The sequence below is a fragment of the Gelidibacter sediminis genome (assembly GCF_004364975.1).
GTDB lineage: Bacteria > Bacteroidota > Bacteroidia > Flavobacteriales > Flavobacteriaceae > Gelidibacter > Gelidibacter sediminis.
Genome location: NZ_SOBW01000008.1, coordinates 657347 through 680904, shown reverse-complemented (window position 1 = coordinate 680904; position 23558 = coordinate 657347). Strand labels below are relative to the sequence as shown.

22 protein-coding genes are annotated in these 23558 nt (G+C 36.2%); 12 read left to right on the top strand and 10 right to left on the bottom strand.

Features of this window, described 5'->3' with window-relative positions; all coding sequences use genetic code 11:
- Window positions 1–54: 54 nt before the first annotated feature.
- Together BXY82_RS09675 and BXY82_RS09670 are read right to left on the bottom strand one after the other, a co-directional pair.
- Complete coding sequence (locus BXY82_RS09675; RefSeq protein ID WP_133757992.1) at window positions 55–1095, bottom strand: PLP-dependent cysteine synthase family protein; 1041 nt, start codon at window positions 1093–1095, stop codon at window positions 55–57.
- A gap of 165 nt (window positions 1096–1260) precedes the next feature.
- Window positions 1261–3321, bottom strand: a complete 2061-nt coding sequence (locus BXY82_RS09670; RefSeq protein WP_133757991.1) for a S9 family peptidase — start codon at window positions 3319–3321, stop codon at window positions 1261–1263.
- 208 nt (window positions 3322–3529) lie between these two features.
- Here BXY82_RS09670 and BXY82_RS09665 point away from each other — a divergent pair, with 208 nt between their 5' ends.
- A complete protein-coding gene (locus BXY82_RS09665; RefSeq protein ID WP_133757990.1) occupies window positions 3530–3853 on the top strand; it encodes a YbaB/EbfC family nucleoid-associated protein in 324 nt (107 codons plus the stop codon).
- 63 nt (window positions 3854–3916) lie between these two features.
- On the opposite strand, the gene BXY82_RS09660 is transcribed toward BXY82_RS09665, so the two are convergent.
- From BXY82_RS09660 to BXY82_RS09650, 3 genes are all read right to left on the bottom strand, one after another.
- The gene (locus tag BXY82_RS09660; RefSeq protein WP_133757989.1) at window positions 3917–4975 is read right to left on the bottom strand and encodes a glycosyltransferase; all 1059 of its coding nucleotides are present in this window, start codon (window positions 4973–4975) and stop codon (window positions 3917–3919) included.
- 157 nt (window positions 4976–5132) lie between these two features.
- Window positions 5133–6152 (bottom strand): threonine aldolase family protein, encoded by a 1020-nt coding sequence (locus tag BXY82_RS09655; RefSeq protein WP_133757988.1) that lies wholly within the window; start codon window positions 6150–6152, stop codon window positions 5133–5135.
- A gap of 5 nt (window positions 6153–6157) precedes the next feature.
- Window positions 6158–8572, bottom strand: a complete 2415-nt coding sequence (locus BXY82_RS09650) for a zinc-dependent metalloprotease (RefSeq protein WP_133757987.1) — start codon at window positions 8570–8572, stop codon at window positions 6158–6160.
- Window positions 8573–8681: 109 nt separating this feature from the next.
- On the opposite strand from BXY82_RS09650, the gene prfB reads away from it, so the two are divergent.
- The 6 genes from prfB to BXY82_RS09620 all read left to right on the top strand — a co-directional run bounded on the left by prfB (window position 8682) and on the right by BXY82_RS09620 (window position 14208).
- Window positions 8682–9792 (top strand): peptide chain release factor 2 gene (prfB, locus tag BXY82_RS09645; RefSeq protein WP_133757986.1). Its coding sequence is split into 2 segments (ribosomal slippage): window positions 8682–8744 and window positions 8746–9792, totalling 1110 coding nucleotides; the frame shifts between segments, so codons are not numbered across the junction.
- A 29-nt stretch (window positions 9793–9821) separates the two neighbouring features.
- Window positions 9822–10208 (top strand): hypothetical protein, encoded by a 387-nt coding sequence (locus BXY82_RS09640; RefSeq protein ID WP_208293692.1) that lies wholly within the window; start codon window positions 9822–9824, stop codon window positions 10206–10208.
- On the top strand, window positions 10209–10826 hold the full coding sequence (locus BXY82_RS09635) for an HAD family hydrolase (RefSeq protein WP_133757985.1): 618 nt from the start codon (window positions 10209–10211) through the stop codon (window positions 10824–10826).
- Window positions 10827–10901: 75 nt separating this feature from the next.
- On the top strand, window positions 10902–11243 hold the full coding sequence (gene arsC / locus BXY82_RS09630) for an arsenate reductase (glutaredoxin) (RefSeq protein ID WP_133757984.1): 342 nt from the start codon (window positions 10902–10904) through the stop codon (window positions 11241–11243).
- Between the two features lie 82 nt (window positions 11244–11325).
- A complete protein-coding gene (locus BXY82_RS09625; protein WP_133757983.1) occupies window positions 11326–11745 on the top strand; it encodes a hypothetical protein in 420 nt (139 codons plus the stop codon).
- Between the two features lie 6 nt (window positions 11746–11751).
- The gene (locus BXY82_RS09620) at window positions 11752–14208 is read left to right on the top strand and encodes a TonB-dependent receptor domain-containing protein (RefSeq protein ID WP_133757982.1); all 2457 of its coding nucleotides are present in this window, start codon (window positions 11752–11754) and stop codon (window positions 14206–14208) included.
- 71 nt (window positions 14209–14279) lie between these two features.
- Here BXY82_RS09620 and BXY82_RS09615 read toward each other — a convergent pair whose 3' ends face one another.
- The 3 genes from BXY82_RS09615 to BXY82_RS09605 all read right to left on the bottom strand — a co-directional run bounded on the left by BXY82_RS09615 (window position 14280) and on the right by BXY82_RS09605 (window position 15881).
- Window positions 14280–14468 carry a hypothetical protein gene (locus tag BXY82_RS09615; protein WP_133757981.1) on the bottom strand — a complete coding sequence of 63 codons (189 nt, stop codon included), beginning with the start codon at window positions 14466–14468 and terminating at the stop codon, window positions 14280–14282.
- Between the two features lie 94 nt (window positions 14469–14562).
- Window positions 14563–15204 carry a peroxiredoxin gene (locus BXY82_RS09610; protein WP_133757980.1) on the bottom strand — a complete coding sequence of 214 codons (642 nt, stop codon included), beginning with the start codon at window positions 15202–15204 and terminating at the stop codon, window positions 14563–14565.
- Between the two features lie 281 nt (window positions 15205–15485).
- Window positions 15486–15881 carry a VOC family protein gene (locus BXY82_RS09605; RefSeq protein WP_133757979.1) on the bottom strand — a complete coding sequence of 132 codons (396 nt, stop codon included), beginning with the start codon at window positions 15879–15881 and terminating at the stop codon, window positions 15486–15488.
- A gap of 271 nt (window positions 15882–16152) precedes the next feature.
- Here BXY82_RS09605 and fumC point away from each other — a divergent pair, with 271 nt between their 5' ends.
- Together fumC and hutI are read left to right on the top strand one after the other, a co-directional pair.
- Window positions 16153–17550, top strand: a complete 1398-nt coding sequence (gene fumC, locus BXY82_RS09600; RefSeq protein WP_133757978.1) for a class II fumarate hydratase — start codon at window positions 16153–16155, stop codon at window positions 17548–17550.
- A gap of 124 nt (window positions 17551–17674) precedes the next feature.
- On the top strand, window positions 17675–18919 hold the full coding sequence (gene hutI / locus BXY82_RS09595; protein WP_133757977.1) for an imidazolonepropionase: 1245 nt from the start codon (window positions 17675–17677) through the stop codon (window positions 18917–18919).
- A gap of 93 nt (window positions 18920–19012) precedes the next feature.
- Here hutI and BXY82_RS09590 read toward each other — a convergent pair whose 3' ends face one another.
- Complete coding sequence (locus BXY82_RS09590; RefSeq protein WP_133757976.1) at window positions 19013–19906, bottom strand: chromosome partitioning protein ParA; 894 nt, start codon at window positions 19904–19906, stop codon at window positions 19013–19015.
- 115 nt (window positions 19907–20021) lie between these two features.
- Here BXY82_RS09590 and BXY82_RS09585 point away from each other — a divergent pair, with 115 nt between their 5' ends.
- From BXY82_RS09585 to BXY82_RS09575, 3 genes are read left to right on the top strand one after another with little or no spacing between them, the layout of a single operon-like run.
- Entirely contained in the window at window positions 20022–21053 is a 1032-nt protein-coding gene (locus tag BXY82_RS09585) for a formimidoylglutamase (RefSeq protein ID WP_133757975.1), read from the top strand.
- Complete coding sequence (locus BXY82_RS09580) at window positions 21040–21333, top strand: hypothetical protein (RefSeq protein WP_133757974.1); 294 nt, start codon at window positions 21040–21042, stop codon at window positions 21331–21333. Before BXY82_RS09585 ends, BXY82_RS09580 begins: the two co-directional genes overlap by 14 nt.
- Window positions 21333–21803 (top strand): GNAT family N-acetyltransferase, encoded by a 471-nt coding sequence (locus BXY82_RS09575; protein ID WP_133757973.1) that lies wholly within the window; start codon window positions 21333–21335, stop codon window positions 21801–21803. The genes BXY82_RS09580 and BXY82_RS09575 overlap by 1 nt, the downstream gene beginning before the upstream one ends.
- 90 nt (window positions 21804–21893) lie before the next feature.
- Here the strand turns inward: BXY82_RS09575 and BXY82_RS09570 are convergent, their stop codons facing one another.
- On the bottom strand, window positions 21894–23525 hold the full coding sequence (locus BXY82_RS09570) for an isocitrate lyase (protein WP_133757972.1): 1632 nt from the start codon (window positions 23523–23525) through the stop codon (window positions 21894–21896).
- Between the last annotated feature and the right edge of the window lie 33 nt (window positions 23526–23558).

The following is a 23558-nucleotide window of genomic DNA, read 5'->3' as shown; positions in this document are numbered from 1 at the left end:
GTAGAAAATCTGTGTTGACCATCCATTTCACAGTATTATGATTTTGATATACAGCTATTTAACATATTGTATGGTTTCCATACTTGCCACCTTTTTACTGTCAAAAAAGCCCTGTTCTTCCATCCACTTATCACTGTATACCTTGCTCATATAGCGCGACCCATGGTCAGGAAAGATAACAACTACCTTATCGCCTGCCTTAAAAGCGCCTTCATCTTTAAGTTGTTTTACAGCTTGCATTGCAGCGCCGCTCGTATACCCCACAAATAATCCTTCAGTACGAGAAATCTCACGTGCGGTATGGGCACTTTCTTCATCAGTAACTTTTACAAATTCATCAATCATATCAAAATCTGTAGCTGTAGGAATCAAGTTTTTACCTAATCCTTCAATTCTGTAGGGATAAATTTCGTCACGATCAAACTCACGCGTTTCGTGATATTTTTTTAAAACTGAACCATAGGCATCAACCCCAATAACTTTTATATTAGGATTTTGCTCTTTTAAGTATTTTGCTGTACCTGAAATTGTTCCTCCAGTGCCACTACATGCAACTAAATGCGTAATTTGACCTTCAGTCTGTTCCCAAATTTCAGGACCAGTGCTGCTGTAATGGGCGTCGATATTTAGTTGATTGAAATACTGATTGATATAAATAGAGCCTTTAGTTTCTTGGTGCAAGCGTTTTGCGACCTCGTAGTATGACCTCGGATCATCGGCGCTAACATGTGCAGGACACACATACACTTGTGCTCCCATAGACTTTAGCATGTCAATTTTATCTGGTGATGATTTCGAGCTGACCGCAAGAATACAGTTGTACCCCTTAACAATACTGACCATTGCAATACTGAAACCAGTATTACCAGAAGTGGTTTCAATAATCGTATCTCCCGGATTTAAAATTCCTTGTTTTTCGGCTTCTTCAATAATATGTAATGCGATGCGGTCTTTAGAGGAGTGCCCTGGGTTGAATGCTTCTACTTTAGCGTAAAATTCACCATTAAAGTGAGCAGTCATTTTGTTTAATTTGATAAGTGGTGTAGTACCAATGAGTTGTAATACATTATCAAATACCTGAATGTCTTTTTTCATACGTGTTTCTTAATCTTTACAATAGTACGTATAGTATCGCGCATGTTTACCTGTGAATGGATATTTAAAAACTATAAAACATCGCGATTGTATAAATGCTATTCGCAGGTTACAATTTAGAAAAATGTAACCTAAAACGTTGCAAAAGTACGATATTTTTTTCGATTAGACAGTAATGTTCTCTAAGTCTAATAAAAATGCGTACTCTTCTGCATCTTCCCTTAATGCTTCAAAGCGCCCTGAAGCACCCCCGTGACCAGCGTTCATATTCGTTTTGAGAAGCAATACATTATCATCTGTTTTGTTCATTCGCAACTTTGCTGCCCATTTTGCCGGTTCCCAATATTGTACTTGAGAGTCATGTAAACCTGTTGTGATTAAAATGTGGGGGTATGCTTGTTTTTTCACATTATCATAAGGCGAATACGATTTCATATAGGCATAATAAGCAGGGTCATTGGGGTTGCCCCATTCATCATACTCCCCTGTAGTTAAAGGGATGGTATTATCTAACATGGTCGTGACTACATCTACAAAAGGCACAGCAGCAATGACCCCGTTATAAAGTTCAGGTGCTTCATTGATCACAGCACCAATTAGTAGTCCGCCAGCGCTCCCTCCTAAGGCATATAAATGTTTAGAAGAGGTGTACTTCTCAGCGATTAAATACTTAGAACATTCAATAAAATCAGTGAAGGTGTTTTTCTTTTGCAACAATTTTCCGCCTTCGTACCACCTGCGACCTAAATACTCCCCACCTCTGACGTGAGCAATGGCATAAATAAAACCTCTATCTAACAAACTCAAACGAATGCTAGAAAAATAAGGGTCTATAGTATGTCCATAAGAACCATAAGCATATAATAATACAGGATTGGTCCCATCTTTTATCATACCCTTTTTATAAACCATGGAAATTGGCACCTTGACCCCATCTGTAGAGGTCGCCCAGATTCTTTCCGACTCATAATTATCTTTATGGAAATTAGGATCTAAAACTTCCTGTTCCTTTAAAATGGTTTTCTCCTTGGTTACCATATTAAAATCAATACTCGATGAAGGTGTTGTCATAGCGTTGTAACCATACCGCAAAATATTGGTATCAAACTCAACATTTGTCGTAGTAAAAGCAGTATAGGTTTCATTATCAAAAGGTAAATAATAATCGTCAGAGCCATCCCAACGCTTGATCCGAATTTGATTTAATCCATTGGCTCGTTCACTTATCACTAAGAACTCTTTAAAAATATCAATATCTTCAAGCAGAACATCATCTCTATGAGGAAGTACCTCTGTCCAATGATTAAATTGGGTGAGGTTTTCCTGAGTTTTCATCAGTTTAAAATTTACAGCACCATCAGCATTTGTAACGATATAAAAATGGTCGTCATAATGAGAAATGCTGTACTCCAGCCCTCTAATTCGTTCTTGAAATACTGAGAATTCTCCGTCAGGAGTATTGGCATTCAGAATGTGATATTCATTTGTCAACGTACTATAACAGGCTATAATTAAATATTTTTTTGATTTTGATTTGTAGACTGCCACCCCAAAAGTATCATCATCTTCTACAAAAACGAGCAAATCATTAGTTGAGGCACTACCTAATTTATGCTTAAAAACCTTATCTGAACGCAAAGTTTTTTCATCCTTAACTGTGTAAAACAAAGTTTTGTTATCATTGGCCCAAGTTGCAGATCCAGTGGTATTGGGAATGGCGTCCAAATACATTTCATCTGTTAGTAAACTCTTGATTTGTAAAGTGTAATTGCGCCTACCAACAGTATCTATGCCAAATGCAATCATTGTATTGTCTGGACTAACACTTAACCCTACCAATTTAAAATAATCGTGACCCTGGGCCATTACATTACAATCAAAAAGTAATTCCTCTGGATGGTCTAAGGTATCTTTTTTACGTACATAAATTGGGTAATCTTTACCTGTCTCATATTTAACAATGTACCAATAGCCATTGTATTTGTAGGGTACAGACTCATCATCTTCTTTTATTCTTGCCTTCATTTCATTAAAGAGAGAGTGCTCAAAATCTTTATACTTTGAAGTCATTACCTCATAATACTCATTTTCGGCATTTAAGTATTCAATTACCTCCTGATTTTCACGATCATTTAACCAAAAATAGTCATCATGTCTTACATCGTCATGCATGCTTAAGGTTTTAAGCACTTTTTTCGCTTTTGGGGGTTGAACAGTATGTTTCATTAGTTTGTTTTTTTTCAACGGAATGCAAAAGTACTCTTTTAAAAGAAGATAGCTTAAACTGAAAAGATATTCAATTGATGAAATTTAAATATTTTATCAATAATTAAGTTGATTTTAAAAGGTTTTGTGAGAATTCTAACATAAGAGATTTCTTTAGTCTATGAATCTTTTCTTAATTTTGTAAAACTAAATTTTAAAATAGACGAATATGTTTGGAGATATGATGGGCATGATGAATAAACTCAAGGAAACCCAACAAAAAGTAGAAGATACCAAGGCGCGTCTAAACCATGTGTTGGTGGACGAACAGAGTACGGACGGCAAATTAAAAGTATCCTTAACAGCTAATAGAACTATAAAATCAATTGCTATTGATGAGGAGTTATTGCAGGATAAAGAAATGCTTGAAGACTACTTGATTTTAACCTTAAATAAGGCTATTGAAAAAGCCACTCAAGTGAACGAAGCAGAATTGGCCGCTGTGGCCAAAGATGGTATGCCAAACATCCCAGGCTTGGACATGTTTAAATAACGCAAATATTTGCCTGTTTATCAATAGGCGTTTATCATTTCATATGGTAAACGCTATTTCATTTCATACAGGTTTAGATATGCGATATCTAAGCTTATAAATAGGGTTGAGAATTTTAAATATAAAATAAAACCTGCTTCTAGAGTTTAATAGCTTGCTTAAGGTTTGGTAGGGAATGCCATGATAATCTTTCCCGATAAATGATGTTAACGGGTAAGCTTTTATTAGAATCATTTCGTCTATACGCTCCTTAACTTCACTCAAGCTCATGGTAGAACCAATCATCCTTAACATAGAAAAAAACACAAAGGACTGTTGCCTAGCTTTGATACGTATAATCGTATCTTGATGAGCATTATTCTTTTCCAATTTATTTATAATAGGCACGTGTACAATGGCCGCATTATGAAGATCTCTAATAACTTTCAGATAATGCTTGGGTTCTTTACTTGACATTGCAGTACCTGGAGCAAACCGATGTCTGTGAATATCGAATTTTAGATGAGCCATACGGCGAGCTTCTAAAAACAATTGAAGTGTAAAGATGGCATCTTCCATCCACCCGGTTTCTATGAATCTAATTTTTGTACTTAATAAAAACTCTCGGTTGGTAACAAACCACCAAATTTCACCTCTGTAATTGACGTTGGCTAAATACTCTTCGCCTGAAACTATTGGTGAAAGTTCATCATTTCCATAGGCAACTTTAAATTCTCTAGTTTTTATTAAAGCTTCAAACTTTGACATAGAGGTGGAGAAGGAAGAAGATAGGAAAGTTACAATATCCAGAGTATTCTCCTCACACGTATCTATAAGCTTCTTTAAACTATTAGAGACAAGATAATCGTCAGAATCAATAAAATATACGTATTTGCCATGCGCATTGTCCAGTCCACAATTTCGGGCACTACCTACTCCACCATTAGCCTTGTCTATCACAATTATATTTGAATGGTTGGTAGCATAATTATGCGCTATTTCAGCACTTTTATCCGTTGAACCATCATTAACCAATATAATTTCATAATCTTCAGGCACCAAATCTTGGTCAAGAACGCTGTCTATACATTGGGCAATGTATTTTTCAACATTGTATACAGGTATGATGATACTTAATTTCATTACAAAATTTAAGGGCTAATTATAGACTAAGATATTCAAAACTTTATAAACAATAGCAAGCTATTTTAACTCATATCAATTCTTCTAATTAATATGTATGGTACAAACAGCTTTATAAATATTTAACGTCTTGATTCACTAATCTTCTTTGCGAAAATCACATCGATTTTAAGATGGTGAGAAATTTGTCGTGCATGGCATCCGAATAATCCATATGTGTTACAATGCGAAGTTTACCGCTCCCCATACTACTTAAACGAATTCCCTTATCGGCAAGGAGGTTTATAAATTTGCCATCGTTTTTTTTATCTAACAACTCAAAAATAACAATGTTTGTTTCAACAGGTTCAACAGTTTTAACACTGTCTAAACCGGATAACATTTGCTCAATATCTTTTGCTTTTTGATGATCTTCTTTTAGTCGTAATAAATGATGATCTAAGGCATATAAACCGGCAGCTGCAACATAGCCTACTTGACGCATCCCACCACCGAGTATTTTACGAACACGCATCGCATTTTGCATGATGTCCTCATCTCCAATCAATACCGAACCGATCGGACACCCCAAACCTTTACTTAAACAAACCGATACTGTATCAAAAATCTGTCCGTAATCGCGCGCTGTTTCAGGTTTTGCCACCAAAGCATTCCAAATGCGGGCACCATCCAAATGGTAACCCAAACTGTGGTCATTACAAATGGTTCTGATCCGTTTTAATTCTTCAAAATCCCAGCAAGAACCTCCGCCTCTATTGGCAGTGTTTTCAACTTCTACCAATGCAGTAAGAGGACTATGATAAAAGTCTGGCGGATTTATAGCTTCAATAACCTGCTCAGCCGTAAACATCCCACGATGGCCATCTAATAACTTGCAGGAAATACCGCTATTAAACGAAGCACCGCCTCCTTCATAATGATAAATGTGGGCGTTGGAATCACAAATGACCTGATCGCCAGGATTGGTGTGCAGTTTTAGAGCCGTTTGATTAGCCATGGTTCCGGTTGGAAAAAACAAAGCCTTTGGCTTCCCAAACATATTGGCCAATCGTTCTTCTAATGCATTTACCGTAGGATCCTCCTTATAAACATCATCACCCACTTCTGCACTCATCATGGCATCCAACATACCCGGCGTAGGTTTGGTAACGGTATCACTTCTTAAATCTATTATCATTGTTTTTATTTTGTAGCATAATTACACATATCGGTGCCTATTGGAGATCCATCAGGGATTCGCGGAGCAGCTTGCATTTTATATTTATCAGGGTGTTTACGCATCTCAGCTATGAGTCGCCCGTATTGTGCCCCATAAATTTTTGAGTCATAGTTCTTGTCATATATGCGTTTTAATATATTGTCTATGGCATTATTAGCAATAGCCTTAACCTGAAATGAAGACGCATCAGCCACAGCGAGATTCATAATATACTTAAGGATATTCACGTTAATTGAATGTTGCACCTCTGCTAAATAATCATCTTTATGGGATTTGCCTAATGTGCTTTCCACTAGTTGATGAAGCACATCTTGGAGACCCAATTGATTTTTATTCAGACTCTTTTGCTGTACAAGTCGATTTGCACGCTGCGGATTCAATAACAGTTCCAGCACCATATCACTAGCTGTTTCAGGGGCGCTTAAGGCATCAAAAGAAACGCCGGTTTTTCCTGAAAACGATTCGCGCGATTTACCATAACCGAACGCCCTTGGAGGAAACAGGGCTAATTTATCTCTTGGTATTGCTAATGTTTCCGCAGCTATAGATTTTAGTAAAGCGTTTAATGCATCATTTTGAAGTGCTACATCTATAGTTTTTGAAACTAATTGTCCGTCGCCTTTAACGGCATAATTATAGTCCAAACCACCAATTAATTTTGAAGTAGCTTCAGCTTGATATCTGTGGAAAAAATACAAAGGAACAAAAACATCTTCCAAAACTGAGTATGTTTCGTAAGTTCTAATGTTGTCTTTAGAAAAGTTTGAAATGGCTTGAGCGCGAACTTCCAATACACGCTCCAATTCTTCAGAAGCACTGTTACCACTGTCCCATAAATGCGCATAAGCGTGGGCTCCGCCTGAAGCGCGCGCATCGTAATCTGATATAAAACGCAATCCTTTGTCTTGGGCCTGTTTCAAAATATCACGTAAGGCTTCCTGCTCACTAATGTTTTCATCAAACTCAGAATAACTGTAAGCCACCGTGACTTTATCCCACTCCCCAATGCCGTCAGTATAGGCGTTTTCTAAACTAATTTCGCCGTCTTTTAAGGTGATTTTAGGGTGTGGATAATCCATAACGGAAGCATCTGACGTGCTACTTGCCGCGAAATTATGAGCGAATCCAAGCGTATGACCAATTTCATGTGCACTTAGTTGTCGGATTCTGGAGAGCGCCATTTTTAGCATCGGATCATTATTGGTGTCATAGTTTGCAAAAGGCCGGTTTAACAAAGCCTGAGCGATCATAAAATCCTGCCGAATGCGCAAACTCCCCAAACTTACATGACCTTTTATGATTTCGCCTGTACGAGGATCGACAACCGAAGCGCCATAACTCCATCCTCGTGTAGAACGGTGGACCCATTGGATGACATTATACCGACAGTCCATAGGATCAGCATCATCTGGCAGCATTTTTACCTGGAACGCATCCTTGTAACCTATGGTTTCAAAAGCCTCATTCCACCATCGAGCACCATCCAATAGCGCTGAACGCACTGGTTCAGGTGTTCCAGGATCCAAATAGTAAATAATTGGTTCAACAGCCTCACTCATTGCTAATTCTGGGTGTTTTTTTTGTAACCGATGTCTGATGGCAAACCGTTTTACAATTGGCGCTTCAATAGGCGTGGCATAATCCATATAGGATATTGATATGGCCCCACTTCGCGGATCAAAAACACGAGGCTTATAATTATTGTCTGGAAGCTCTACAAACGAATGGTGCTGAATCACACTAATCAATGATGCTGTAGGTGCAACGCTTCTTATGTTTCTACCTTTAGCTTCACCTTCAAAAGTTAATAAGGCTTCAAACTCAACATTTTTTGGAAATGCTTTGGTGCGTTCTAAAGCTAGCGCACTTTTTGAAAGATCTAATTTATAAGTGCCTTCGTTTTGAGATTTTAACCGTACCGCCACACCATGCGTATCCTGAAGTAAAAAAGGCGTGAGGTCTATCACATAGTTTCCTGCAATCGTATCTTCAATTTTAAACCCATATAATACAGAGGTTGCAAATGCCTGCTCAATACTTTTTTTCTCTAAAGAATTATCTGTAATGGCTCTAAAATTCTGATTAGGTTGCACCAATAATATTTTATTCCCGGCCTTAATAAATTTAACAAGTCGATCAGAACCCAACTGACCTCTATCAAGCCCGATATCATTTGAGCCAATGCCGCTGGCCAAACTATTTACGTAAAGAAACTCCTTATCCAACTCAGCTACCTCAAGATAAATTTTATCTTGTTTAACTTCGTAATAGAAATTAAAAAAACCTTTATAATTTTCGAGCTTTTTATTTTTTAATCCTTGTGAGTATGAACTGGTTGCAAATAAAACTAAAATGAGAAGCAGGCTGTAATTTTTCATAATTGTTAATTAGCTTATAAAACTACACAAATAAACTGAAAAATTTATCTGATAAATTCTTTAACTGTCCTCCGTTTTAATGATATATTTGTGAAAAATTCACACTATTATGACTACATCTGATCAAATTAAGGGTCTTGTAGAACGCCTTGGAGCGTTGAGGAGGTATCTTTGACATAGATGCCAAAACTATTGAGATAACAAACGAAGAAGAACAAACTTTTGATCCTAATTTTTGGAACGATTCTAAAGCTGCAGAGTTGGTGATGCGCTCCATTAGAGAGAAAAAAAGTTGGGTTCAAGATTATAATACTGCCAAAACTCTAATTGAGGATTTGGAGGTGTTTTATGAATTCTACAAAGCCGAAGAACTTTCAGCACAAGAATTAGAAGAGCATTACAACAAAACTTTAGCACACGTTGAAAAGTTAGAGTTTAAAAACATGCTTTCTGAAGAAGGTGATAGTTTAAGTGCAGTCCTTCAAATTACTGCCGGCGCTGGTGGTACGGAATCCTGTGATTGGGCAAGTATGCTCATGCGCATGTACCTGATGTATGCTGAAAACAGCGGATTTAAAGTTAAAGAATTGAACTTTCAGGAAGGTGATGTCGCCGGTATCAAAACGGTAACCTTTGAGATTGAAGGCGCTTTTGCCTTTGGTTGGTTAAAGGGAGAAAATGGTGTCCATAGATTGGTCCGAATTTCTCCGTTTGATAGTAATGCCAAACGCCATACCAGTTTCGCTTCTGTGTATGTGTATCCATTGGTAGATGATACCATAGAAATTGACATCAATCCTGCAGACATAGAAATTACCACCGCACGTTCTAGTGGGGCTGGCGGACAGAATGTCAACAAGGTTGAAACTAAGGTGCAGTTGACCCATAAACCGACGGGAATTCAAATTTCATGTTCAGAAACGCGCTCGCAACACGATAACAGATCTAGAGCTATGCAAATGCTAAGATCTCAGTTGTATGAGATTGAACTGCAAAAACAGTTGGCACAGCGCGAAGATATTGAGGCGGGGAAAATGAAAATTGAATGGGGAAGCCAGATTCGAAACTATGTCATGCATCCTTATAAATTAGTGAAGGATGTGAGAACCGGGCATGAAACAGGAAATGTAGATAACGTCATGAATGGCGAGATTGACGAATTCCTGAAAGCTTATTTGATGATGATGGGTCAAAAGGATGACAATCCGAATGAATTATAGCGTATCTTGATTAAAATTTAATCAAGATTATGGTTCTTATTGCTAAATCCATCCTCATTTTATTCGGACTATTTTTGATTGGCGTGGGCATTCTCATGTTATTAAAACCCGAAAAAGCCAGAGGCATATTGAATAAAGCGGCAAGCACTACCATTATCAATTACACAGAAATCGGTTTAAGGATGGTTCCTGCAATAGCGCTCATTATTTATGCAGAATATTCCAAATATCCAATGGTATTATCCATTATAGGATGGTTTATGGCACTAACCTCGGTTGTGTTATTTTTAATACCGAGACAATGGCACTATAAATACTCACAAGCATGGACAAAGCGATTAAAACCCATATATTTTCAAATAATTTCGCCATTTTCAATGCTCTTTGGAGCACTATTAATTTACAGCATTATATAAATGAAAACAATTGACACGATTATTTTTGACCTCGGTGGCGTTCTTATTGACTGGAATCCTGAGTATGTATATACAGACGTTTTTAATGGCGATCGCGAAAAAATGCAATGGTTTTTCGACAATGTGTGTACACACGATTGGAACGAGAATCAAGATGCGGGCTATCCATTAAGAAAAGCAACGGAAGAACGTGTGGCGCTTTTTCCTGAACATGAACAATTGATCAGGATGTTTTACGGGCGTTGGGAAGAGATGTTGGGAGAAGCTATTGAAGGCACTGTGGCCATTTTAAAAAAACTAATAAACCACGAAGACTATAAAGTGGTGGCGCTAACCAATTGGAGCCACGAAACCTTTCCTATTGCACTTGAGCGATTCGATTTTTTACATTGGTTTGAAGGTATTGTAGTATCTGGTGAAGAAAAAACAAGAAAACCATTTAAAGACATCTACGAACTTACATTAAACCGGTTTAATATTGAAGCTAACCGTGCTATTTTTATAGATGACAATCTTCGAAATATTATAGCAGCAAAAGACATGGGTATCAATACCATCCTTTTTAAAACCCCTGAAAAATTGGAGGAAGATTTGAAATCTTTTAACGTCAAACTTTAATCGCTTGGTCCTCTAAGGCTATTGCTTACTGCAATCAAAATTCGTAGCTTTGGCGGAATTCAAACACCAAGACAAATGATTTCAATTTATCACAATCCACGTTGCAGTAAATCTAGAGAAGCGTTACAAATACTTGAAGATAATACGAATGAATTCTCAGTTGTAAGATATTTGGAAGACACACCTGATGAAAAGGCCTTGGAAAATATCATCACCTTACTAAAAATCAAACCTATTGAACTTGTTAGAAAAAATGAATCCATTTGGAAGGATGAGTATAAAGGTTTAAACTTAACCGATAAAGAAATTATTGCCGCTATGGCAAAGCACCCTAAACTCATTGAACGTCCAATTGTCATTAATGGCAATAAAGCTACTATTGGCCGACCTCCACAAAAAATCCTCGACATACTGTAAGGGATACCTTTAACACAACTTTAACCAAAGTCCATTAAACCAAGTTCTATTTTTGCACTCTCAATAATAAATCCACTTTATTATGATTGCAAAATTGATAAAGGTTACTCTTTTTATGCTTGTTTTGGGCGTAATGCCAACGTATGCCCAACGGAAAGAAGCTATGGAAAGAGAACGGGAACAATACATGGAAAAACAGATGGACCAGTACCGCGATCGTGTGGACACATTTGTTACCCTGTTAAAAATAGATGAGTTTAAAGGCGAAATCATTAAACAAAAAATAGATGATTTTTACCAAAAGCGAAATCAAATAGTGTTTTCAGAGCGTCATCAACAATTTGAAAAGGACGCCTTTGTAGAACAACTTAAAACATCACATTTTTTAGATGTAAAAGAGTTATACACCGAAGAAACAATTGCATCAGTCCTAAGATTTATAGAAGATAATAAAGCCGAAATAAAAAAATTGCAAAAATCACAAACCAAAAAAAACAACTAAATTATAATGAAACTACTTTCCTACGCATTCACCCTACTTTTTTTATTGACCACACATGTCATTTCAGCACAGCAAGAAGTAAGTGTTACTGGCGTTGTCATGGACCAAGATGTCAATCAACCACTTGAATACGCTACCATCGCATTTTTTAGCAAGTCAGAAAACCGAATCGTTACTGGTGGTATTACTGACCTTGATGGTAAGTTTGACATTAAAGTCCCTAAAGGCACTTATGATATTTCTGTAGAATATATTTCATACAGCACTAAAACCATTCCTAATAAAACCATTAATCGAGACACTAACTTGGGGGTAATGGGCATTGCTATTGATGCACAGTCGTTGGGAGAAGTTTCCATTATTGCGGAACGAACCACAGTTGAAATCAAATTAGACAAAAAGATTTATAATGTTGGTCAAGACCTCACTGTAAGAGGTGGTACTGTGAGCGACGTTTTGGATAACGTTCCTTCTGTTTCGGTAGATGTAGAAGGTAATGTTTCATTAAGAGGAAATGAGAATGTTACCATTTTAATTAACGGTAAACCTTCTGGTTTGGTCGGTCTTAATTCAACAGATGCCCTACGTCAATTACCGGCGGAATCTATTGAACGTGTTGAAGTCATTACTTCGCCGTCTGCCCGCTACGATGCTGAAGGTACTGCAGGTATCTTAAACATCATCTTAAGAAGAAGTAAGCTTCAAGGTTTAAATGGTGCTATAACAGCAAACGCTGGTCACCCAACTACTGCTGGAATATCTGGAAATATTAATTATAGAACTGGCGATTTCAACTTTTTTAATACTACTGGCTATAGCTATAGAGAGTCTCCAGGCAAATCTTTTACTGAAACTCAATATTTTAATAGACAGTTTGACGAAGATGGCAATCTGATTGCAGATAACCCTGACACTTTCTTAAATGAGGATCGTGAAACGGACAGACAAAATAAGAACTTTACTACAAATATTGGACTAGAATGGTATATTACGGATTCAGCGTCCTTAACCACTTCTGTAGTATACAGAGGTAGCGATGAAGAAAACTCCACTTCAAATTTTATTAAAGAATTTAATGCTGTCGGCGACATATTAAATGAATCTACAAGATTTGATCCCGAATTAGAGGATGACAAGACCATTCAATACTCCGTAAATTATGACAAACAGTTTGGTGGTAACAGCCAACACAAACTTACATTTGATTTTCAATATGAAACGAGCGATGAAAATGAGCGTTCAATCATTTCGCAAGATGGTGATGCCACCGAGCGTGTAGAGACCCTTCAATCTCAAAATGAAATTTTATTACAATCAGATTATGTTTTACCTCTGGGAGAAAACAGCCAATTTGAATTTGGATACCGTGGTAATTTTAATGAATTAGATACAGATTATAGTCTAGAATTTAATGATAACGGAGAGTTTGTTTTAGATACAGATGTAAGCAATAACTTAATTTACAGAGAATATATCAATGCGGTATACTCACAATTTGGTAGTAAAATAAAAAGTAAATTCTCTTACTTATTAGGTCTTAGAATGGAATCTGCAAGATTAACCATTGATCAACTAACAAGTAATGATTTTCAAAAAAAGAATTATACTGACTTATTTCCTACTGTAAATTTAGGATATGAAATTAATGAGAAGCAAAGTTTACAATTAGGATATAACCGAAGAATTCGTCGTCCGAGATCAAGGTTTATCAATCCATTTCCATCAAGAAGTAGTGCTACTAATCTATTTCAAGGGAACCCTGACATTAACCCAAGTTACTCTAATAAAGTGGATTTAGGTTATTTAAACAGATTTGGAAAATTCACTTTAAATAGCTCTATTTATTATGAGCGCGCCACTGATGTTTTCACATTTATATCTGAAGATACTGGAGATGTCGCAATTATCAACGGAACCGAATTCCCGATTATTCGTCGTACGCCAATAAACCTAGCCACAAATGACCGTTACGGCTTTGAGTTTACTGTGTCATACAGACCATCAAAAGTTTGGAACATTAATGGTAACTTTAATTTATTTCAATCGAATACAGAAGGCTTCTATAACGGATTTGATTACGGGGCAGAAAACTTAAGCTGGTTTGCAAGGCTTAATAATAAATATACATTACCTGGAAGTATTGATTGGCAAACACGTGTATTCTATATGGGGCCAAGTGAAGATGCCCAAAACAAAAGAAAAGGCATGTTCTCTACAGACATGGCATTTAGTAAGGATTTATTTGATGACCGCGCTTCACTCGCCTTTAACGTAAGTGATCTGTTCAATACCAGAAAACGTAGTATGGAATCTACAACGCCTACATTCAACAGTAATGCTGAATTTCAATGGAGACAACGTAGCTTTAATGTATCATTTACTTACCGTTTCAATCAACAAAAGAAACAGCAACGTGATATGGAGCGAGGCAATGGTGGCGATGACATGGATTTTGAAGGATAAAAATTTAAAGTCTAGTCACAAAAAAAGCGGTTTCAAATTGAAACCGCTTTTTTTTATATGTAATAAAATAATTATTGATTTAAGGTAGTACCTTCTCTTTTAGCTTTACGCTCGGCTTTAATTTCTTTAAAACGTTCTATTGAAGAACCAAAAATCCAATAAGGGATTACGAAAGTCATCAAAAATATCATTAACCAAAAACCAATGGTTAAAATGGTCAAAAACGCTAAAAATCCTAAATATTGGTCAAATTCAAACATGCTGAGAGTTATTTTTAATAATTAGAGCAAAGATATAAGAAAGCATTGTGTTATACAATACCAAAATTAACTTTTATTAACAAGGTTGTTAAGACTAATTTTTATTGGGCTGAGGTGTCATTCTTAAGTAAGGTCGTACTTCATCAAATCCTTTAGGAAACAACGTTTTGGCATCTTCATTTGTCACTGCAGGTACAATTACACAATCATCGCCATCATTCCAATTGGCTGGAGTTGCAACTTTATGATAGGCAGTCAATTGCAAGGAATCAATGACACGTAATAGCTCATCAAAATTTCTACCTGTAGAGGCTGGGTAGGTAATAATTAATTTAATAGTTTTGTCAGGTGCTATCACAAAAACCGATCTTACAGTATGTTTGCTATCAGCATTGGGATGAATCATATCATATAATTTTGACACTTTATGATCCTCATCGGCAATGATAGGAAAATTGACTGTGGTATTTTGAGTTTCATTAATATCTTTAACCCAATCTTTATGAGATTCGAGTCCATCAACACTTAAAGCAATAACCTTTGTATTGCGTTTTTCAAATTCTTTTTTATATTTCGCTACCGTTCCTAACTCAGTAGTACAAACAGGTGTATAATCGGCGGGATGTGAAAATAAAATTCCCCAACTATCCCCTAACCATTCATGAAAATTAATTTCTCCTTCTGTGGTTTGTGCTTCAAAATTTGGAGCTTCATCTCCCAATCGAATCGTTTTCATAACAAAAATTATTTTGAATTAATTAATCATACTAAGATAATAAAACTATTCTGGATGCATTATACACATCAATCCTTTTTCTATTTATTCATGTTCCAGTATCTCACCTCCCATTGTTAACAATATAAATCTTCAAAACTGTGCTGGTACCTCCAACTTAAACGTTGTCATTTGGAAATTACATATTGAAAGTGAATACTCATATTTAAAAAAAGGCATAGATTTACTACCATTATTTACTGGAAGATTTGTAAGGATTTGTGTTACTATAAAAACTTATGTTATTTCATTGAATGGAGTCCGACCATATTCCCTTCCGTATCGTAAAACAAGGAAATATATCCGTAGTTACCTATAGACATCTTTGGCCTAAATATTTTTCCTTCGGCCTTATCAACACGCGCCTCGTCAATACTACAATCATTGCTTGCAAAATAAACTAATGTCGAATTACCACCTGCATTAACTCCTTCCATTTTCACCAATGCCCCCGACGCTCCAGGACAATTCCTGTCCATAGGAAATGTGATCATCTCAACACCGCCTGTCTCATTTGTCGTTTCAGGAGTGAGAAGCCTTTCTAATTTGGTATGTAACACTAATTCATAAAATTTCTTGGCTCTGTCTAAGTCTTCAATATAGATTTCGAACCACACTATTGGATTTCTAACCTCCATAACGCATTGATTTTTAAATTATTAATTCTATTAAAATTAATCAATAATTTAAAAAGCTCATTACCATAAAGCAATAATTTTTTTCAACTTACTACTAGTGAATTGAATATGCATCAATTAGACCAAATTAAAGAAGTCATTCTTATGAAAAGATGTCGCTTTTTATATTCATTATAAGTTCAGAGAGGAACATAAAAATTAAACCTCAAAAACTATTCTTTAATCTTCCTCAAAATCTTAACTTTGTGTGGTAATTAATCAGCAATAAATTATGGAATACAGAATTGAAAAAGATACAATGGGCGATGTTAAGGTCCCTGCAGATAAACTTTGGGGTGCACAAACTGAACGTTCCCGAAACAATTTCAAAATTGGTGCTCCTGCATCCATGCCTTTAGAAATCATACATGGATTTGCATATCTTAAAAAAGCAGCAGCTTACACAAACTGCGAATTAGGCGTTTTAGCTGAAGAAAAGCGCGATTTGATTGCTCAAGTTTGTGATGAAATTTTAGAAGGTAAACATGATGACCAGTTTCCGTTAGTGATTTGGCAAACAGGTTCTGGTACACAGAGCAACATGAATGTTAACGAAGTAATTGCCAATAGAGCCCAACAACTCGCTGGCAAAATGATTGGTGAAGATGAACCTGTTATAAAAGCCAATGATGATGTTAACAAATCTCAATCTTCAAATGACACCTTCCCAACAGGAATGCACATTGCTATTTACAAGAAGGTTGTTGAAAACACCATTCATGGTGTCATACAGTTAAGAAATACATTACATAATAAAGCTGGTGAATTTAAGGATGTTGTCAAAATAGGACGTACTCATTTAATGGATGCAACCCCTATTACATTGGGTCAAGAAATTTCAGGTTATGTAGCACAGTTGGATTACGGATTAAAAGCACTTCAAAATTCTTTACCACACTTGAGTGAAGTCGCTTTAGGCGGAACGGCAGTGGGTACAGGGTTGAATACTCCAAAAGGTTACAGCAAATTGGTAGCTGACTATATTGCAAAATTTACAGAGTTACCGTTTGTAACGGCTCCAAATAAATTTGAGGCACTAGCTGCTCATGACGCTTTGGTTGAAACACATGGCGCTTTGAAACAATTGGCAGTGAGCTTAAATAAAATAGCAAATGACATTCGGATGATGGCTTCTGGCCCAAGAAGTGGAATTGGCGAAATTATTATTCCTGCCAATGAACCTGGCAGTTCCATTATGCCCGGGAAAGTAAACCCTACTCAATGTGAAGCTTTAACCATGGTTTGTGCACAAGTTATGGGTAATGATGTTGCCGTAACTGTAGGTGGTACACAAGGACATTATGAATTAAATGTTTTTAAACCGATGATGGCTGCTAACGTTTTACAATCTGCTCAACTCTTAGGTGACGCGTGTAGAAGTTTTGACGAGCATTGTGCCCAAGGTATTGAGCCTAACCATGATGTTATCAAACATCTTCTAAATAACTCATTAATGTTAGTGACGGCCTTAAATACCAAAATTGGTTATTATAAAGCTGCAGAAATTGCAAACACTGCACATAAAAATGGTACTACCTTAAAAGAGGAGGCGGTCAATTTAGGATATGTTACTGCAGAAGAATATGATGAATGGGTAAAACCTGAAGCAATGGTTGGTAGCCTCAATTAATTTACACTATACTGAAGATTCAAAAATTATAAAGCCTTAGATATTTACCAAAAAAGCAAGTTAAATTTAATAACTTGCTTTTTTTATTTCATTTTTTTTTAAAATTCAAAATTAGAGTTATACTATGTCTATTCTTATTAAAAATATAAAAGAGCTGCTTCAAGTAAGGGATACTAATATTACGATAGTTAAAGGCGAAGACATGAAAACCTTGCCCATTCTTAAAAACGCCTACCTTATAATTGAAAACGACACCATTGTGGAGTTTGGACCAATGTCTGAGTTTGCAGAATATGAAGCTGACGAAGTAATTGATGCGACTGGTAAAATCGTGTTACCTGCTTGGTGTGATTCGCATACACATATTGTATATGCGGGAGACCGCTCTCAGGAATTTGTAGACCGAATTAATGGTTTAACTTATGAGCAAATTGCGCAACGGGGCGGAGGCATTTTAAATTCTGCCGAAGTATTACAAAACACCTCTGAAGAAGAATTGTATCAACAATCCTTAAAACGATTAAACAGCGTCATGAAATTGGGTACTGGTGCCATTGAAATAAAATCTGGATATGGATTGACGGTTGAAGCCGAGTTAAAAATGCTTCGCGTCATAAAACGATTGAAAAAAGAGTCGTTGGCAGCTGTTAAAACAACCCTACTTGCGGCCCACGCTGTACCTAAAGCGTATAAGGAAAATAAAACCGCCTACGTTGATCTTATTGTTTCTGAAATGATCCCTGAGGTAGGTAAAGCAAAATTGGCAGATTATGTAGATGTGTTTTGTGAAAAAGGATATTTTGACTTAGATGATACTGATCGCATTTTAACAGCCGGAACGGCACATGGTTTGATTCCGAAAATACATGTCAACCAATTTAACGCGTTTGGAGGCGTTGCTCTAGCCGTTAAACACAACGCACGTTCTGTAGATCATCTAGAAGAAATGAGACCGGAAGATATTGATGCATTAAAAGATAGTAGTACAATGCCGGTCTCCCTTCCCTCCTGTTCTTATTTTTTAAGCATTCCCTACACGCCGGCCCGTCAAATAATTGAATCTGGATTACCATTGGCATTAGCAACTGATTATAACCCAGGGTCAACGCCAAGCGGTAATATGAATTTCGTAGTGAGTACAGCGTGTATCAAATTAAAAATGACCCCTGAAGAGGCCATTAATGCGGCTACGATTAATGGAGCCTATGCTATGGGCATATCCAATCAGTACGGTAGCATCTGCAGAGGTAAAAAAGCAAACATCATCATTACCAAAGACATTCCAAGTTATTACAACTTACCTTATAATTTTGGCGATAACCTGATTGACAAAGTAATTATCAGAGGGAAAATTTTAACGGACGTGTAAAAACGGTGACTTCAAAGATCTGGCATAAGTATTTTTAATAAAAAAACCCGAAAATCAAATGACTTTCGGGTTTTATATAATAATAAAATTTTACTATTCTAAAGTGAATTCAGTAGAAGAAACTAATTCTTTTTTGTTATATACATTTACGGTGTATCGTCCTTCAGCAAACTCACCTCTAGGAGACACAAACTCACAAATATTTAAATTTCTGTTTTCATAGTTAAATTTACTTACAATACTGTAATTTAAAACTGTTTCACCAAATTGAATTTGTTCATTGGCACCTAGAACATTGTCCTTAGGATCTAAAACTTGAACATACAATTCTTTATCCCCAGCACCTACCAACGTGTTTTTTGCAACAGTGTAGCAAATTCTGATTTTATCACTACGACGAGCTCTCTCAGTAGGAATTAATTTTCCAGAACTTCTTTCAATTACACCAAAAGCCTTTAAGCCCACAGTTTGTAATACCGCAGCATTTTCAACTACAGTTGCCAATTCAGTGTTTTGAACCAATAATGAATCAGTAAACATATTACGCTCTGCCAACTTTACATTGGTACTGTCTAATGATGAAGCCAATAAAGAGTTTTCTACTTTCAATTTATCGTTTTCAGCTAAAAGCACATTCATCTCTTCCTGTAATGACAAGTACTTCTTTTTATAATTCCATAAACTGTTCACACTATTTTGAGAAATTTTCAATGAATCCATTAAATTTTGAATTCTATTTCTGGCGTCTATCAAATCTTCATTAGCCACTTTATTTTCACTGATTGCAATATCATATTGCTTTGCCATGTTATTGAGATCGGTCATGACCAATTGTTTTTCCTTAGTCAATGTTGCCTCGTTCTCTTTTTTCTCATTATATAGTTTCGAGGTATAAAAACCTGTCCCGATAAACAAAGCTAATAAGATGCCTAAAGCTATTTTTAATCCGGTATTTTTGTTACTATTAGTACTACTTGAACTTTCCATAAGTTTTGTTTTTAGTTATTGATACTTAAATTAACACTGGTTTTACTATGTTTTTAAATATAGAAATAAATATTAATGTATTTTTAATACTTCAAATTTAAAATTAAACTTTACAATGAACAAACTTGTTCTATTTAATATAGATGATTTAAACAGGTTCTTAAAAAAGAGACCGCATGAATCCAAATTTGGAGAACACATTAAATTAATTTCCAATACTACCAATATATACGAATCTTTAACAACTTTAGACGTTAACTACGTGATATTTGGAATTCCAGAGGATATAGGAGTATTTGCCAATTACGGTAATCGTGGCACAGCTAAAGCTTGGGAGGCGACGTTAAAAGTACTGTTGAATATTCAGAGCAATGTGCACACTAAAGCTAACAAGGTACTTGTATTGGGGCACTTAGACTTCTCAAAGGAAATGGATAAAATTAACCATCTTGATAACTCTGATAAAAATATAGCGAAAGCTAGAAAATTGACAGAAAAAATTGATCGACACGTCACTGAATTGGTTCACACTATAGTAAGTGCAGGAAAAAAACCAATTATAATAGGCGGCGGGCATAACAATGCGTACGGTAATATAAAAGGCAGCGCTTTAGCATTTAAAAAACCCATTAACGTGGTCAATTTTGACGCGCATTCTGATTTTAGAAAGGAAGAAGGCCGACACAGTGGTAATGGTTTTAGTTATGCTTACGCTGAAGGTTTCTTAAAAAACTATTTCATCTTCGGACTGCATGAAAACTATACCTCAAATTTGATTTTCAAAACCTTAGATAAATTTAAAGCCTTAAAATATAATACCTTTGAGGCTTTAACCATAAGAAAAGATAAAAAATTTAAAGCGGAATTAACGCGCGCTGAAAAGCACGTTGCCGAGAAACCTTTTGGTGTAGAGGTAGATTGTGATGCCATTAAATACATCCCTAGCAGTGCGATAACACCAAGTGGTTTTAGCGTTAAGAAGGCACGTGCATTTGTAACGTTCTTCGGTAATCAGAAAAATGCTGCCTACTTACACATTTGTGAAGCAGCCCCTACAGCTGATACCGAAGTCATTGTTGGGAAACTGATCACTTATTTGATCACTGATTTTATAAGAGCTAATCAATCCATTTATGAAAACAGATAAACAATATCGTATTGATTTATGGATATTTATAGGGAGTGTCATTGTGCTTCTGTATCTCATTATTATGAATATTATGTTTGATAATGAGTATAACTCTACAGTACTAAGGGCTATAATGGAATTGATAACTATTCCTATTTTTACTATTGGTGCATTTATTCCATTAATTGTTATTTTTAGAGGCATTACAAAAAGAACCGAAAGTAGAAGTTTGGCCATTTTAACCATGCTCTTTTCTTTGTTGACCGGAATTATAATTGGTTATTCCACGCTATTGTAATGGTTGAGATCGTTTCATTCAAAAAAAGATATGCTAAGGATTTCTATGCAATCAATACAGAATGGCTAAAGAAATTTTTTGTTGTTGAGCCTTTTGATGAAGAGGTCTTAAGTAAACCTGAAGTTTATATTGTTAATAAAGGAGGATTTATTTTTTTCGCAAAGCTCAATGGCACAATTGTAGGTACTGTTGCCTTAATGCCGACTTCTGATAATAAGATTTTTGAACTCACAAAAATGGCAGTGTCAGCTGAACATAGAGGCTATAAAATAGGGCAACAATTGATGCAACATTGTATTGATTTCGCAACATCCAACGCTTTGACCTCACTCGTTCTCTATTCTAGCACCAAGCTAGAAAATGCGATTTACATTTATAAAAAATTCGGTTTTCTAGAAGTGCCATTGGAGCCTAATTGCGTTTATAAACGTAGTGATATTAAAATGATACTAAAATTGAATGCGCAATAGGAATTATAAAATTTCAGACTTTTACTTTAATAAAAAAACTCCTGAAGTCATTCAGGAGTTTTTTTGATAGTATATAGTACAAATTAGAGATTAAGCCACAACACCCAAAGGTGGCTCAACAGCAGAAGTTTCCGCAACAGCTTCAAACTGATTTGATGTATTCTTTTCGCCATCTGCTTTTAAAGCTTTTTCACCCGCAAAAAATGTTTTGTGATCATCCCCAAGGTTGGATCCTGCCATACGTTGGTGCTTTACACAAGCAACACCTTTACGGATTTCTTGCCGCTGAACACCTCTTACATAAGCCAACATGCCTTCTTTTCCAAAGTATCCCTCGGTTAAATCATTCATGTGCAATGCCGTTGTATGATAGGTGGGTAACGTAATCAAATGATGGAAGATGCCGGCTTCTTTAGCACTATCCATCTGAAAGGTTTTAATTTTCTGATCTGCACGATAGCACAATTCAGATCCATCATAGGCTACATCCATTAAGTTGTTTCTATCATAACCCGTCATATTTTCGCCTTCGGCAAGCATTTCATCATAAGCTTGGTTACGGAAATTTAAGGTCCAGTTAAATGAAGGCGAATTGTTATATACCAGTTTGGCATTTGGTACCACGGCTTTTATTCTGTTCACCATATGCGCAATTTGTTTTACGTTTGGCGTTGGTGTTTCAATCCATAATAAATCGGCTCCATTTTGAAGACTTGTTACACAGTCTAACACCACACGATCAATATTAGAACCGTCCTTAAATTGGTATAAACCATTTGGCAATCTCACAGGGCGTACCAATTTCCCGTCTCTTTTTAAAAGCACATCGTCTTCTTTCGCATCATTAATATCAATTTCTTCAGCTTCAACAAACGCTAAGTATTGTGACGCCAAATCGCCAGGTTCCGTACTAACCGGTAATTTTTGGGTCAGACTTGCTCCTTCTGAATCTGTACGTGCTACGATAATGCCGTCATCAACACCTAATTCTAAAAAGGCATATCTGATAGCATTTAATTTGGCTATAAAATCTTCATGAGGCACTGTCACTTTCCCATCCTGATGGCCACATTGTTTAGCATCAGACACTTGGTTTTCAATCTGAATGGCACAAGCGCCAGCTTCAATCATTTTCTTGGTCAACAAATAAGTAGCCTCTTCATTACCAAATCCGGCATCAATATCTGCTATGATCGGAACAATATGTGTTTCAAAATTATCGATTTGATCCTGAACATCCTCACCATTTTCAAGTCTACGGAATAAATCATTCAATTCAATGGCATCTGCCTGTCTCAAGAAATCGTAAATCTCAGCAATCAAAGATGGAACAGCAGTTTTTTCATGCATGGATTGATCTGGCAAGGGTCCGAATTCTGACCGAAGCGCGGCCACCATCCAACCTGAAAGATATAAATAGCGTTTATTGGTTGTTTTATGATGCTTCTTAACCGCAATCATATTTTGCTGCGCCACAAACCCATGCCAGCAACCTAAAGACTGGGTATAATTTGAAGCATCTGCATCATAATCAGCCATATCCTGTCTCATAATTGCGGCGGTATATTTAGCGATATCCAAACCGGTTTTAAAACGGTTTTGAGTAACCATTCTCGCAGCGTTTTCAGGGTTTATGGCGTTCCAAGTCGATCCATACTTTGCTTTTAGGTTTCTTACAGTTTCTAAAGCCGAACTATAATTACTTTGTGCTAAATTTTTCATAATTTTGTGTTTGATTATTAAGGTTTTCTTGAT

What these genes read in the sequence shown, in the direction of transcription:
- BXY82_RS09590 (WP_133757976.1), bottom strand. Translation starts at nt 19,906, where the DNA reads ATGGAAAGTTCAAGTAGTACTAATAGTAACAAAAATACCGGATTAAAA.
- BXY82_RS09660 (WP_133757989.1), bottom strand. Translation starts at nt 4,975, where the DNA reads ATGAAATTAAGTATCATCATACCTGTATACAATGTTGAAAAATACATT.
- arsC (WP_133757984.1), top strand. Translation starts at nt 10,902, where the DNA reads ATGATTTCAATTTATCACAATCCACGTTGCAGTAAATCTAGAGAAGCG.
- BXY82_RS09675 (WP_133757992.1), bottom strand. Translation starts at nt 1,095, where the DNA reads ATGAAAAAAGACATTCAGGTATTTGATAATGTATTACAACTCATTGGT.
- BXY82_RS09610 (WP_133757980.1), bottom strand. Translation starts at nt 15,204, where the DNA reads ATGAAAACGATTCGATTGGGAGATGAAGCTCCAAATTTTGAAGCACAA.
- BXY82_RS09640 (WP_208293692.1), top strand. Translation starts at nt 9,822, where the DNA reads ATGGTTCTTATTGCTAAATCCATCCTCATTTTATTCGGACTATTTTTG.
- BXY82_RS09655 (WP_133757988.1), bottom strand. Translation starts at nt 6,152, where the DNA reads ATGATAATAGATTTAAGAAGTGATACCGTTACCAAACCTACGCCGGGT.
- BXY82_RS09665 (WP_133757990.1), top strand. Translation starts at nt 3,530, where the DNA reads ATGTTTGGAGATATGATGGGCATGATGAATAAACTCAAGGAAACCCAA.
- BXY82_RS09650 (WP_133757987.1), bottom strand. Translation starts at nt 8,572, where the DNA reads ATGAAAAATTACAGCCTGCTTCTCATTTTAGTTTTATTTGCAACCAGT.
- BXY82_RS09625 (WP_133757983.1), top strand. Translation starts at nt 11,326, where the DNA reads ATGATTGCAAAATTGATAAAGGTTACTCTTTTTATGCTTGTTTTGGGC.
- BXY82_RS09620 (WP_133757982.1), top strand. Translation starts at nt 11,752, where the DNA reads ATGAAACTACTTTCCTACGCATTCACCCTACTTTTTTTATTGACCACA.
- fumC (WP_133757978.1), top strand. Translation starts at nt 16,153, where the DNA reads ATGGAATACAGAATTGAAAAAGATACAATGGGCGATGTTAAGGTCCCT.
- hutI (WP_133757977.1), top strand. Translation starts at nt 17,675, where the DNA reads ATGTCTATTCTTATTAAAAATATAAAAGAGCTGCTTCAAGTAAGGGAT.
- BXY82_RS09670 (WP_133757991.1), bottom strand. Translation starts at nt 3,321, where the DNA reads ATGAAACATACTGTTCAACCCCCAAAAGCGAAAAAAGTGCTTAAAACC.
- BXY82_RS09605 (WP_133757979.1), bottom strand. Translation starts at nt 15,881, where the DNA reads ATGGAGGTTAGAAATCCAATAGTGTGGTTCGAAATCTATATTGAAGAC.
- BXY82_RS09570 (WP_133757972.1), bottom strand. Translation starts at nt 23,525, where the DNA reads ATGAAAAATTTAGCACAAAGTAATTATAGTTCGGCTTTAGAAACTGTA.
- BXY82_RS09615 (WP_133757981.1), bottom strand. Translation starts at nt 14,468, where the DNA reads ATGTTTGAATTTGACCAATATTTAGGATTTTTAGCGTTTTTGACCATT.
- BXY82_RS09585 (WP_133757975.1), top strand. Translation starts at nt 20,022, where the DNA reads ATGAACAAACTTGTTCTATTTAATATAGATGATTTAAACAGGTTCTTA.
- BXY82_RS09635 (WP_133757985.1), top strand. Translation starts at nt 10,209, where the DNA reads ATGAAAACAATTGACACGATTATTTTTGACCTCGGTGGCGTTCTTATT.
- BXY82_RS09580 (WP_133757974.1), top strand. Translation starts at nt 21,040, where the DNA reads ATGAAAACAGATAAACAATATCGTATTGATTTATGGATATTTATAGGG.
- BXY82_RS09575 (WP_133757973.1), top strand. Translation starts at nt 21,333, where the DNA reads ATGGTTGAGATCGTTTCATTCAAAAAAAGATATGCTAAGGATTTCTAT.